Origin of the sequence: Paenibacillus sp. HW567, from assembly GCF_000374185.1 — a bacterium.
Classification (GTDB): Bacteria; Bacillota; Bacilli; order Paenibacillales; family Paenibacillaceae; genus Paenibacillus_AQ.
In genome coordinates this window covers 2,202,754-2,216,159 of record NZ_KB910518.1, presented here as the reverse complement: position 1 = coordinate 2,216,159, position 13,406 = coordinate 2,202,754, and the positions used below count along the sequence as shown (strand labels likewise).

Below are 13,406 nucleotides of genomic sequence, written 5' to 3'. Positions count from 1 at the left end.
TTCTTTTTATTGCGATCTGCCAGCCTTAGCGGCAGGACGGTTGACCGGACGGCCGCTTGTATTGCTGCCTTGTCCTTTGCCCGGATGGCCGCCGGTACGGCTGGCCGCTCTCTCGCCAAGTCTGCCGCCATTGCCGCCGGAGCGGCTGCTTGCAGTTGCTCCGGCGCCGTTCCCTCCGCTTGCTCTACCGCCAGCAGCGGTACCGCTGGCTCCAGTACCTCCGCTGACGGCGGCACCTCCGGGTCTTGCGCCTGCTCCTGCCTTGCGGGCTGATTCACCGCCACCTCTGCTGCCCGCGCTGCCGCTCTTGCTTCCGCCGGAGCCGCTGCCCGGACGGTTGCCCTGTGTGAACCACTCCTGCTTCGGCTTGCGTGCCGGGTTGGCCTTCGCTTTGGCCGGCTTCGCCGGCGCCTTTGCCGGGCGTTCATTCAGCAGCGCCAGAGCGCTCTGCGCCATCGGGTACGGATGGTCCTTGACCTCCGGGATCGTCTTGCCAATCAGCTTCTGGATATCCTTGAGGAACGGAAGCTCGTCCGCTTCGCATAGGGAGATGGCGATTCCGCTCATTCCGGCACGGCCGGTACGGCCGATACGGTGAACATAGGTTTCGGGAATGTTCGGCAGGTTGAAATTGATGACATGCGACAGCTCGTCAATATCAATCCCTCTGGCGGCGATATCCGTAGCAACGAGCACGCGGGTAGCTCCGCTTTTGAAGTTGCGCAGCGCATTTTGCCGCTCATTCTGTGATTTGTTGCCGTGAATCGCCTGAGCGGTAATATTGATTTTGCCCAGGTCGCGGGCGACCCGGTCTGCGCCGCGTTTGGTGCGGGTGAAGACCAGCGCGGAGGCAATGGATTTGTCCTGCAGCAGACGGTTCAACTGCTTCTGCTTGTTGCCGTTCTCCAGCAAATAGATGGATTGCTCAATTCTGTCCACGGTGGAGGAGACAGGGGTAATCTCGATTTTCACCGGATTGACCAGCAGAGTTTTGACCAGATTTGATATCTCTGCCGGCATCGTAGCCGAGAAGAATAACGTTTGTTTTTTGCTTGGCATCTTGGCGATGATCCGCTTCACATCATGAATGAAACCCATGTCCAGCATGCGGTCCGCCTCATCCAGCACAAGGAACTGCACATACTGCAGATCGGCAAACTTCTGGCTGATCAGGTCGATCAGGCGGCCGGGAGTCGCAATCAGAATATCCACACCCTGGGCTAAAGCCCGCTCTTGCGGTTTTTGCGATACGCCGCCGACAATAGCCGCCGAACGGATGTTAGTGAATTTGGTGTAAGCCTGGATATTTTCCAGAATTTGCAGAGCCAGCTCTCTTGTCGGCGTGAGAATCAGCGAACGGATGCGTCGTTTCCCTCCGGTAACGGAAGGCTGCTGGCTCAGGAGCTGAATAATGGGCAGCGAAAAAGCAGCCGTTTTACCGGTTCCGGTCTGCGCACAGCCAAGCACGTCCCTGCCGGACAGAGCTGCGGGTATAGCTTCCTCCTGGATCGGGGTCGGTGATGTATAATTTTCCTGGCTGAGCGCCTTGAGGATCGCTGGGTTTAGCTTCAAATCATTAAAAGTCATGTGGTCTCCTTCATCTACGATACATATATTTTGATCTCATGTGGCGATTATAGCTATGAAAAGTCATAACGCATAATGATACCACAGATTCGCATATATGTGGAAACAACTTCACCGCTGTTTATTCAATTGGAATATATATATCTGTTTCAGAAGTTTCATCCACAGCACCTTTAAATCTTTCAGTGAAGCATTCTATATCATCTCTCTCCGCGAGTTCAATTTTATTATACGGTATCCAGGAACCCCATATATATTGGTAAGTGTACAGAAGCGAAGCGGTTGTGCCGGTATGGATAAAATGTGCATACTTGCCGCCTCGAAATTTTTTCAACACCATGCCATCTGGTATAGAATCATGTAGTGTTACCGCTACACCAATAAAGGCGGTAGTTGCAGCTTGGGCATCCAAAGAATCATAATCACATTTTCCATGCGCTTCATAAATGCAATACCGCGCCGAGTTAAGAACCCGATTTCTAATTTCATGTATCCTGTTATTGAAAAGAGGCCACATTTCTATACTGCTATTCTCTTCAATACTCACTGGAAAACGTGTGCCTACAAGGTGCATATCAGGAACCATTACAATTTCGGATTGCAATGAAACTCTCTGGCGGTGTAAAAGAGCGTCATAGCTCAATGCGGATTTTCGTCCTATAATGGTGTCTGTTCTGTTTATGCGATACTGCATAGGTGTTACCCTGTAGAGCTTTTTAAAAGCACGGCCAAATGCTTCGTGAGACTCAAATCTAAATGAGAGCGCAATATCTATTATGCGTTTGTCAGTATACAATAGCTCCTCTGCGGCTTTGGATAAGCGGCGGGAGCGGATATACCCGCCTACCGTTTCACCCACTGCCGTTTCAAACACCCGATGAAAGTGGGAATAGGAATAAGCCGCCGCACCAGCAACGTCAGGAGCCGTAATCTCATTTTTGAGATTCTGCTCAATAAATTCCAGAGCATGCTCTATTTGCTCAAAATACTCCACGACGGCACCTCCTCTCCAACGTTACAGGTTAATCATAGTATAGAAGCCTTCCGGCACTTCTTCATAAGGCAAAACAGCATGGAAAACACGGTTCTCACAAAACTGATTTATTTTGAATTTCCTCCAAGGGTTATTTTGCGGAGAGCCAAACACTATTTCTGCCGTTCTGTCCTCAACATCAAAAATAACAGCATGAAGCAGACCGAAAAAACCTTGATAGTAATGACAGCATAAACCATCCGGATAGCTTTTTGTAAGCAGCGTTCTAATCTTTTCTTTTGTCATTTTTTCATTACACGAAAAAGCACTCTGAATGAGGCTGTACCGGTGTATCGAATTTTCAAGACGGACTTGCTCTTGTGATGTCAATTCCGGCAACACAGTGTGGTTTGTAGCGCATATGTAAGCATCCTTGTCTGCCGCAGTTACTATCTTGGAAGATTTGTTTCCATTAAAGCACTCAAAAAGTGCGATCTTTCCGGTTGCATCTGCCAACAGCAGATTCAGATTATAACCAATAGGCATCTCTTCAAGGCTTACAAGGGCCTGTTCAATATTAATGCAATTTTCCAAAAGACTACGAATAATTGACCAGAAGGTTAGACCGGAAACAGCCGCCTTCAATCCTCCCTCGAAATTTCCTACAGGCATCCCGTTTGAAGACTGACAGACTGCCAAACCATGCTCATTCATACCATTTGTGCGCCCGAAAATATTACCTAATGTACTTGTATGGGCATACCTGCCATTGACCCGGGTTGAGGTAAGACATAAATCTTCCATTTCATCATTAAAGTCAAACGTACAAGCCATAAGGGTATGACCATCCTCATTTTTCTCCGGCAATGAAGCCATAAGACTGCAGCCACGTTCAAGATAGCTCATTGCATAAAACAACACCTGCCCCGGCGCAATCCCCAGTTTGTCGGCAAACCCCTCGATTTCATCATTGACACCTGGGCAATATTGATTAAATAAATTCATGATTTCAAAAAGCTTATCTTTTGGAAATGTGTCAGGTGGGAGCAATAGCTTTTTTATCATCTCCGGCCGTGTGGAAACCCATGCTGCAAGCTGCTCACCTACTTGATAATTTGTACCTGAAAAGTTCATATAAAATGCATCGGCTGTTTTCATTCGATTGTCCTCCTTTTTTTCATAAGTATAGCCAGGAGCAACATTCCAGGCTTGATATTTACTGCTATCCTCACAAAAAAGAGACCCCGCATCCCCCATTCGGAATGCTGAAGGTCTCTTTCCCCCACTTGCAGCACATGCTGCAACCATTAGCCTGACAGGCTATTTTACCGTAACCTTCATCACTGTGCTTTCGCTTGTGCCTGCGCTGTTCACCAGCTCTGCACGGTACTCATAGACCCCCGCCTTCCGCTTCCTGATGGACGTAACGGCAGTTTGAGCCTTTGGCGTATCGACCGTTAAGGTCTGCGTATCAACCAGCACTCCATTTTCATAGAGCCGGTACGTTGTGGCATTGGTTCCCCACCATAGATTCATGGTTACGTTATATGTCCCGTCGCCATCCCAGTTGTCATGTGATAATACCGGAACAGCCGGGGCCGCATTCTCCACGGTAACAACAAGCGGACTGGAGATTGCCGTTCCATAAGAATTACTCAGCTCCGCTGTATAGGTGTACGTTCCGTTCGCCTTCCCTGACAGATTGGTCAGCAGTGTCTGCGCCGCTGGAGACTCATCGCTCAGTGCGCGGCTGTCAATCAGCTTGCCGTTCTCGAACAGCTTGTAGCTGGTGCCGTTATTGCCCCACCACAGATTCATTGTAATCTGGTAACTGCCATCCAGAAGTCCGGTATCATGGCCGTTGTTGCTGGACAGAACCGGCTTCCCGGGAACTCCGGTTGCCTTCTTCTCGCTCCCTACGATCTGAATAGCCGGTGCCGGAGGCGCTTCCATACCCGTGCCGAGATAAAAGCTTGGATGCGGCGGCTGATTGTAGCCCACGTTCTGCCAGGCCACCGCCAGACGGTAGACCGGATCATGCATCAGCGTGCGGATGCGGGTATCGGTCAGATCCGTTGTTGTGTAAATCCGCAGCTCAGTGCTGTCGGTGGAGCGCCACATAATTTCCTCGCGCCAGTCTCCGAACAGATCAGCCTGCAGGCTGGGATTGGCTTTTGTCCCGTTGTTCGAAGCCGCTCCTTCCGCCGTCAGCAGATTAACAGTTGTCTGGTTCACATAATCCCATTTATCCACCCGGTTCGCATCCATCAGCTCCCGCAGCAGGTCGCCGTCCCACCATACGCCGAAGTTCGTCGAGGTTGGAAGCTTCTTGGTAATCAGTTCCCCCTTCGCGCTGTAGATGCCGGTAACCGGTATTTGCTGTCCATTGGTAATTGTCGCGGCCCAGACCTCTTCGCCCAGGTAATTCGGATCAATATCCGCCGACATGCCCCGGCCGGTATCAATGCCCGTGAATACGCCCCAGAGCGCTTCTCCTGTCGCCGCATCCCGCATTTCAATGCCATACTTGGAATCTATATGCTCATGCACATCAAAGACCTCCAGGCCCGGTCTTGCCGGGTCCAAATCACCGAAGTGAATCGCATCGCCGTGGCCCAGCTTCGTATTGTAGAGCGGCAGGCCGTCATCATCAATCGCCATCGCCCCGAAGGTAATTTCATCCTTGCCGTCACGGTCCACGTCGCCTACCGACAGATTATGGTTGCCCTGTCCGGCATACTCCCCATATCCTTCGTCATTGGAGTCAAACCGCCATACCTTGCTCAGCTTGCCATCCCGGTAGTTATATGCCGCCAGTACAGTTCTTGTGTAATAGCCCCGGCTGAAAATAACACTGGGATGCTCGCCGTCCAGATAAGCCACCGCTGCCAGAAAACGGTCCACGCGGTTGCCGTAGCCGTCTCCCCATGCGTTTACATCGCCGCGCGGCGGATCGTAATCAACGGTGTCCACAGCGCGGCCGCTCAGGCCGTCAAACACGGTCAAATATTCTTTGCCCAGCAGCACATAACCGGAGCTGTTCCGGTAATCCGCCTTGGCGTCGCCAATCACCGTACCCTTACCGTCAACTGTGCCGTCTGCGGTTTTGATCACAACCTCCGCACGTCCGTCACTGTCGAGATCATAGACCAGGAACGGTGAGTAATGGGCGCCCGCACGGATGTTAGGGCCCATATTAATCCGCCACAGGCGTGTTCCGTCCATTTTATAAGCATCCATATAGACGATTCCGGTGTAGCCTGCTTGCGAGTTGTCCTTACTGATCGAAGGAGACCACAGCATGACTATTTCATATTGTCCATCGCCGTCCAGATCCCCTACACTGGCATCTCCGGCACTGTAGGTATAGGGCTGCCCGTCTTTCGTATAATCATCCGCAGGCTTCTGCAGCGGTACAGACAAATATTGCTGCTGCCATACGCCGAATTCCCCGGATGCGGATTGCTCCACACCGCCAAGCACTGTCTTCAGTGTATATTTCGAAGCCTTCGTGCCTGCGGCATCCAGATAATTCGTGCTGCCTGTCAGAACCGAAGCATTTAGCTTCTTTCCGTCCCGATACAGATTGAAGCCGATCCCGTCAGGATCAAGGCCCAGCAGCCGCCAGCCGATATAGTTCCCGGCATCCGTCTTAACCGCCACTGGCGCACGGTCCAGCTTCTCCATGTCGCGGTATAGTGCCGTTACGACTGGAGTTTCCAGCACGGCTGACATTTCAGAAATCCCGCCCGCATTGACCGAAGCCACCTTGTAATAATATGGAATAGTGCTGAGAATGGTTGTATCCGTATAGGAGGCAGTTTTTGATTTACCTGTCAGAACGTACTCTCCGGCTGCCGATTTTGAACGATACACATTGTACATTTTTGCCGCAGGGACTCCGTTCCAACTGAAGCTGACAGCATTTTTATCCGCCGATAACAGCTTCAGTCCGTCAGGCACGGCAGCCTTCGCTACCGAGGGGTCAATTGTGGATACCGGCAGCACATTTGATGCGACTGATTCCAGTCCGGTGTTATCCACCGCTGTGACCGTGTAACGATATTCAAGCCCTATATCTGCTGTCATATCGGCATAGCTTAGTCCAGTGGTTTCGCCCAGCAGCTCAGAGCTCTGAGCATCAGCCGCCTGCCGGTATATCCGGTATTTCGCCGCTCCATCAATGCCGCTCCAGGACAGGGAAACTGCAACCGGGTCACTCTCCAAATCCAGATGATCCAGCTTGAGTTCCCCCGGAGCCAGCATCAGCGGTGTAATCTCCAGCCCGTTGAGGTGGGCGGTAGTGCCGCTGAATACCAGATTCATCTGCCCGTCCTTCACGGAAATCTGGCTGTGTTCCTTCTCTGCTATGCTGCCTTTGCCGGAAGAGACGGTTCCATAATCCTTGCCTTCAATGGCCACATTCGTTTTGGTTGACCCCGTCCAGTCACCGGTATAGGTCTTAACGGAATAATAGCCGTTTGGCAGATCCACCTTAAATTCATAGGAGCCGCCAAAATAAATCACAAAATCCCTGCGCAGAGCATCCGTCACAGCTCCCCGGTCACGGTCGCTCATCCCTGCACTTGAAACCAGACCATATCCCAGCTCAGGGGTATAGATCACATTCCGGTTTACTTCAGTGTAGCCCTCGGCAACCGGTGCGCCTGCTGGGCCAAAATCATAGCGGTACTGCGACAGCTTGGTGACAATCGTTGCCGGATCAGACGGCTCTGATTCCCCGCGCCCGTTGACAGCGGTCACCCGCACCGTGTAGCTCTGGCCTTCGGTCATTCCGCCAAGCGTAATAGCTGGAATTGTTGATGTGCCAACCAGGACGTAGGCAGCTTCAGCGTCTGCAGCCGGCTTGCGGTAGATTCTGTAGATATCCGCCTCCGCCACCTCATTCCATTTCAGCGTTGCCCCTGCATTGCTGATGCTCCCGGCCAGCAGGCCCATCGGCTTCGCCGGAACCACATCAGGCGGTGCGATTTCCTTCACTGCGCCGGCAAGTGGAATGTCCAGGCCGGCAATGCCTCCAGCGATCAGACGGGCCATTTGAATAGCCCCATATTCCTGGAAATGGGTATTGTCGCTTGAGCCTTTTGGAAAAGCCGCATACACACCAGGATCAACGTACAGAAAGACAGCACGAGTCGCTTCAAAACCGATGGAATTATAATAAGCCACACTCCGTGCGCTCAGATCGACCAGTTCTACCTTCAGCTCGCTGGCCACCTCTTTCATAGCCTGCACATACTCAGGGAAGCTGACATTAAATTTGCCGCTCTCCGTATTGAAATCTCTGCGTCCCATCGGTGTTATCAGAATCGGCGTTGCTCCCCGCTGCCTTGCTCCCTCCACATAGCTCTTCAGATAATTCTTGTAATCGGCCGGTGAAGCATAGCGTTCAGGCACACTGATCGTTGCATCGTTATGACCGAACTGCACCAGGAAATAATCTCCCGGCCTAATCTCCCGGAGAATAGTGTCCAGCCTGCCTTCTACGATGAAAGACTTGGAGCTGCGGCCCCCAATCGCCTGATTGTTGAAATTTACCGCCGTACTGAAAAATTTCCCGATCATCTGCCCCCAGCCGGCCTGCGGCTTCCAATACGGGTCATACGTCTGCACCGTTGAATCCCCCGCCAGATAGACGGTCGGCTTCTCACCGGCGGTACGTTCCGGCTGTTTTTTGATCATAAGCGCATTTAAGACAGGTCTTGTTCCGCTGAATACGAAATTCATCTGACCATCCACCAGCGCAATATCGAAGTTCATCTCCAGGTACTGTCCTGCCGTCTTGCTCGTCTGCTGCACCTTCTGCATGGATTCGGCTTGGATCGCTATGTCCGTATCCCCGCTGCTGTCACCGGCAATCAGTGATACCGTATAATCCCCATTCGGCAAGTCGATAGCAAAAGCTGCATCCTTAACGGCTACAAAATCAGACCTCAAAGCATCCGCCGTGCCTCTGTCCTCCCCGCTTACTTTTGACGGATCAATGAATCCGTACTTGCTCTCGGGAGTGTATGCTGCCCAAGCCTCGACCTTTGTATAGCCCTCCGCAACAGCCCCGGGTCCAAAATCAAAAGCAATCGTCTCCCCATCCGGCAGAGGGGCTTGCGGCGTATAGACTGCATCTGTCACCGTGCCGGAGTGAAGAGGAGCTTGCGGGGCACTATCCCCCTCCGCCCGCTGTTCCCCATACGCAACCGCCGGAATCAAGGATGAACAAATCATCAGCCACGCCAGCAGAACCATTGCCATTCGCTTTCCAGCTCTATTCCTTCTCATATTCTATTGATTCACCCGCTTTCTTATTATTAAAAGCTTCCGCGCTTCTTGTAACCGCTTACCAAAGATCAATCGGCAATATGCCTTCACCCCCGATACCTGGATTGTAACCTTGTGAATAGTTTTCCATAAATATACAGCTTCGGATCAATACTAACATCTGCCCTCTAAACTGAACATGCAAAAAACCGATCTTTTCATACACAAAACCGATCACTTCGCTTGATTTACACTATTTTCCGCCCGATGGTTTTGAAGAGCATTGTTCTGATTTCCTTGAGCCTGGCAAAATTGTCTTCGAACGAAATGTGGTTTGCCAGCTCCAGCCCTTTTGCAAAGTCTTTCTTGTAACGGAAAATAGCCTCCAAATATAATCCGATGACATGAATCTGATTCCAAGCCGGATAGTTCGGGTTGTGGTAGAATACCGTAACCGTCTCCAGGGCGTAAAAGTGGTGGCACCATTTTGCATGCTGCATGATGTACTTCATCGCCGGGCCATTGCCCGAGATCATAATGGATTGAAATTCCTGCAGGAACTGCTCTTGAACATCCACATACTCCACCGCATAAAAAGGCTTTGTCCGCCTGCTTAGCGCCCCTTCGCCGGGAATCGGATAGGTGCTCTCCGGTGTCGTTACCAGCAATTCCATACGGATCGTTTCCGGCAGAAACGGCAAATTCATTTGCTTCAAGTAAGGAAGAATGGTCTTGGCGCAGCTAGCCTCCTTAATCTGAATCAAGAGGAGCGCATCCCATGCGGGAAAGCCGCCGTGCTTCTCCGCTGTTTTATTGTGACTGTATACCGAAATAGCTTGAACCCTCCCTTCATTCACCAGGGGTTTCATGGCTTGGGTGAGCTGATGTTTGATTTCTTTTTTAAAAATCGGAACATCTTTCTTGTCCAGCTTTACGCTTAAAGCGATATAATACGTGTCATTTTGTGCTTTCATGGTGCTTCCTCCATTAGTGAAAAAATAAAAAGCCGCAGCTAGTGAATCTAACTGTGGCTTCATTTTATAAACTGCCCTTCCTCTCAGCAACTCCATTTCCTCTCCCAGTAATCCAAAAATGCAAACTCAGCACAAATATTTTGCTTTTCGGTGCTCCTTAGGAGCTAAGCCATACCTTTGTTTGAAGGCAGCGGAGAATTTACTGGGGTTCTGCCAGCCTGCCAGCCCTGCTATGTCTATTACCGGCATTTCGGTCTGCTCCAGCAGGTCTTTAGCCCTTTGAAGCCTTAGAGTCTTCAGATAAGCGTAGGCCGTCATGCTGGTGTATTCGTGCAAACACTCATTTAACTGCCTTTCAGAACACCCTATAGCATTGGCGATATCCTGTATGGTTAGAGGTGCGGACATATGCAATTCCATATAGCTTACCGCTTTCTCAAATAAATTCCGCTGGCGCATACTTTTCTTGCTGTCACTACGCTGCTGCGGTCCCTTCTTTAAGCTTTGGATGCTGACCAGAACCAGCTCCAAAGCCTTTAACAGCAGGTAGTCTCGCTCGTAGCCAAACGGATTGTCTGCGATGTCAAGAAATACAGACCTTAAATTCTGATGGTCAAAAGCAAGAAATAACGGCTGCCGCTCCGATATCCTCTCCCGCATTTGTGAAATATCCAGATGATTGTCCACAAAATGCTTCCTGACCGCACTTTCTGCTGAATCTGTGTTCAATAACAGGCTGATTCCCTTTACTGTTCCCTTTTCAAAAATCACCTTTTGCGGACAACTGTTAAAGTCATAAATTCCGATCATGTTCATCTTTAACCAAGCCTTCGTGCCCTCATACTCCATAGAAATATCTCCGCTAAGGCAGTAAAATATTTCGATTAATCCCCCTTGTTCAAAGCCGCCAAAACATTGCCGCTCCTTCATCTCATAATCGAAAAAAACCATCTCCACGCCCTGCTCCAGCTCACAGCGAATGATGGTCCCTTCCGCGTACTCCTTGTTAAGCCGGTATTGGGAGATTCCATTTTTTAATTTTCCGTCTTGTGTATAATAGTCCATATATTTTTGATGAGCATTCATTGTAGGGTATCCTTCAACATAATTTTTGTATTAGGAAGAGCCCCTTCATTTTAACATATTGGACTGAGAACAACTATCAATTAGGACGGAGATACCGGGTATCCAGAGGAACAACAAAAAGACGGAGGATTGCTCCCCCGCCCCTTCATTACTAATAAGTATAAATACTAATCCACGATTTCAGCAGTATCGCCGTTATTAGCACCCGCAGCATTGGCTTCGTCGGTGTCGATGTGCATATCGAGTTTGAAATTGTCGGATACGCGGGCAATCACATTTTCCAGCACCAGGCCGCGTTCGCCGCCCAGACGTACCTTCAGCATTTGCTTGTCGGCAATGCCCCAAGCTTTAGCTTCGGAGGTATGGAAGTGGATGTGGCGGGCTGCCACGATAACACCTGTCTCCAGCTCAATTTCGCCGGCAGGTCCTTTAAGCGTAATTCCTGGTGTTCCTTCAATGTGGCCGGATTCACGGACAGGCGCTTTCACGCCGAGGCTGAATGCATCTGTGCGGGAAACTTCAAGCTGCGATGCCGCACGGACAGGTCCAAGAATTCTTACTTTGTCAAATTTTCCTTTGGTGCCGATTACAGCGACTTGCTCATTTGCTGCAAATTGTCCAGGTTGGGAGAGCGGTTTGAACTCAGTCAATTGATATCCTGCGCCAAACAACGCTTCCACATGCTCTTGCGTAAGGTGTATATGTCGGGCCGACACACCTACGGGTACAGTCTTGCTCATTGTAATGTCACTCCTTGAATTTTCTCTAGTATCTGTACAAGCCACAGACCATTATACATCTATTTGTTCAAAAATAAAAAGCCCATCGTCACATCGCGGGTCCTATTTTTCGACATTTTGTGATTTTGGAACAGGATTGTCATGAAATTGCCACTTACTTGATCCGGCAATTCAATAAGTCGAACCTTAAATTTTCAAAGTGGGGCTTAGTCGTAGCTGGGTGAAATGTTTGGACTTCCGGCCGCTGTTGTTCACAAATTTCTTGATTTAAGACCGCTTTTTGCAGTTGATATCCGTGAACAAAGGCGGACGTTACCGCTCCGTAAGTATCCAAACTTCCCCTCCCTCACTTCTGCCATTTTATTTTTTTAAGTTCAACTTAAATAGATATTAGCTGTCTTGGCAGGTAGATGGCTTGCCAAAAAGCTCTGCGCATTGCCGTACAGCCATCCCTTCACCTCATCTTCCGGGTAATGGCGGAGCAGCAGCTCGGCGAATTCGGCATATTTTCCCGGATGCTCCAGTCCCTCCACCCACGATTCAATCCCGTCAAAATCCGAGCCGAACATGATCTGCCGGGAACCGCCGAGAGTACAGACATGCTCAATATGACGCAGGACATCCGCTGCCTTCGCATCCCCTCCCGCGGTGACGAACCAGGGCACAAAGGTCAGTCCTATTCTTCCGTCCATAGCCACCAGCGCCCCGATCTGCTCGTCGCTCAGGTTGCGCGGGTGTCCGCAGACAGCGGCAGCATTGGAGTGAGAGGCAATAAACGGACGGCTGCTCCGCTCGGCAAGCTCCCAGAACCCCGCAGGTGCCAGATGGGACACATCCAGCAGCATGCCGCTGTCGTTGCACCACTCGATCAGCTTCCGGCCCTGCTCCGTAAAACCGCCGTTCCGCTGCTCCAGCACTCCATCCGCTGCCCAATTGGCATAATTCCAGGTTAATCCAAGGAACCGCACTCCCAGCTCGAAGATTAATTCCGCGTAGAACAGATTCCCCTCCAGACCGTCCACACCTTCCAGAGAGAGCATTCCCCAAGCAGAGGGTGTAACGGCCATCCCTGCCGCTTCTTCCTTCCAGCGCAGACACTGCAGGCCTCCTGTGCCCACCACATTGTGCCTGTAAGCTTCAATCTGTCCCAGAATCCGCTCAAAGCTAAGTTTTCCCTGTGCAGCCGACAGGTAGATCGCAAAAACCTGCAGTTCGACACCTCCCGCCATTAGACGCTCTGAAGTTACGTCCAGACGGGCATCTTTCCGGAAATCAATATTCGGAGCAGACTGCAGCTTGCTCAGCACATCACAATGAAAATCCGCCACCCGCATTTTCCCAGTCCCCATTCCCTGATCAGCCCCGCTTTCGTTTGACTTGAAACCAAGCAAAAAACCTGTTTACCGAAGTAAACAGGCTCATCCTGAAAGGTTATCTGTCATCTAGGCTCTACAATAAGCTTAATTGCGGTCCGATCCTCCCCATCAATCACTATGTCTGTAAAAGCTGGGATGCAGATCAAATCGACACCGCTAGGTGCAACAAATCCCCGGGCGATGGCAACGGCTTTTACTGCTTGGTTCAATGCTCCGGCTCCAATAGCTTGCAGCTCGGCCGATCCACGTTCACGAAGAACACCCGCTAGTGCGCCGGCAACGGAATTAGGATTGGATTTAGCTGATACTTTTAATACATCCATAGTAAGTACCTCCCCTGGGAAAATGATGGTGTTCTTCTACTACTGTAGATGTTATTCGCGAGCGAAGAAAT

The 13,406-nt window shown here is 50.5% G+C and carries 9 protein-coding genes; all 9 read right to left on the bottom strand.

The annotated features are described in order from the left end of the window. Nucleotides 1–6: 6 nt before the first annotated feature. A complete protein-coding gene (locus B212_RS31180) occupies nt 7–1,587 on the bottom strand; it encodes a DEAD/DEAH box helicase (RefSeq protein WP_019910507.1) in 1,581 nt (526 codons plus the stop codon). Between the two features lie 121 nt (nt 1,588–1,708). Then, nucleotides 1,709–2,581 carry an AraC family transcriptional regulator gene (locus B212_RS0109965; RefSeq protein WP_019910506.1) on the bottom strand — a complete coding sequence of 291 codons (873 nt, stop codon included), beginning with the start codon at nt 2,579–2,581 and terminating at the stop codon, nt 1,709–1,711. Between the two features lie 21 nt (nt 2,582–2,602). Further along, nucleotides 2,603–3,718, bottom strand: coding sequence for a C45 family autoproteolytic acyltransferase/hydolase (locus B212_RS0109960; RefSeq protein ID WP_019910505.1), 1,116 nt, complete (start codon nt 3,716–3,718; stop codon nt 2,603–2,605). A gap of 162 nt (nt 3,719–3,880) precedes the next feature. Further along, nucleotides 3,881–8,824 carry a rhamnogalacturonan lyase family protein gene (locus B212_RS35675; RefSeq protein WP_019910504.1) on the bottom strand — a complete coding sequence of 1,648 codons (4,944 nt, stop codon included), beginning with the start codon at nt 8,822–8,824 and terminating at the stop codon, nt 3,881–3,883. A 260-nt stretch (nt 8,825–9,084) separates the two neighbouring features. Further along, nucleotides 9,085–9,810: a hypothetical protein gene (locus tag B212_RS0109950; RefSeq protein ID WP_019910503.1), complete on the bottom strand. Its 726-nt coding sequence runs from the start codon at nt 9,808–9,810 to the stop codon at nt 9,085–9,087. A gap of 126 nt (nt 9,811–9,936) precedes the next feature. Then, nucleotides 9,937–10,896 (bottom strand): helix-turn-helix domain-containing protein, encoded by a 960-nt coding sequence (locus B212_RS0109945; protein ID WP_019910501.1) that lies wholly within the window; start codon nt 10,894–10,896, stop codon nt 9,937–9,939. 167 nt (nt 10,897–11,063) lie between these two features. Beyond that, nucleotides 11,064–11,636 (bottom strand): phosphate propanoyltransferase, encoded by a 573-nt coding sequence (locus B212_RS0109940; RefSeq protein WP_019910499.1) that lies wholly within the window; start codon nt 11,634–11,636, stop codon nt 11,064–11,066. Between the two features lie 374 nt (nt 11,637–12,010). Continuing rightward, complete coding sequence (locus B212_RS0109930) at nt 12,011–12,985, bottom strand: dipeptidase (RefSeq protein WP_232231471.1); 975 nt, start codon at nt 12,983–12,985, stop codon at nt 12,011–12,013. Between the two features lie 89 nt (nt 12,986–13,074). Then, nucleotides 13,075–13,335 (bottom strand): stage V sporulation protein S, encoded by a 261-nt coding sequence (locus tag B212_RS0109925; RefSeq protein WP_019910496.1) that lies wholly within the window; start codon nt 13,333–13,335, stop codon nt 13,075–13,077. Nucleotides 13,336–13,406 lie beyond the last annotated feature (71 nt).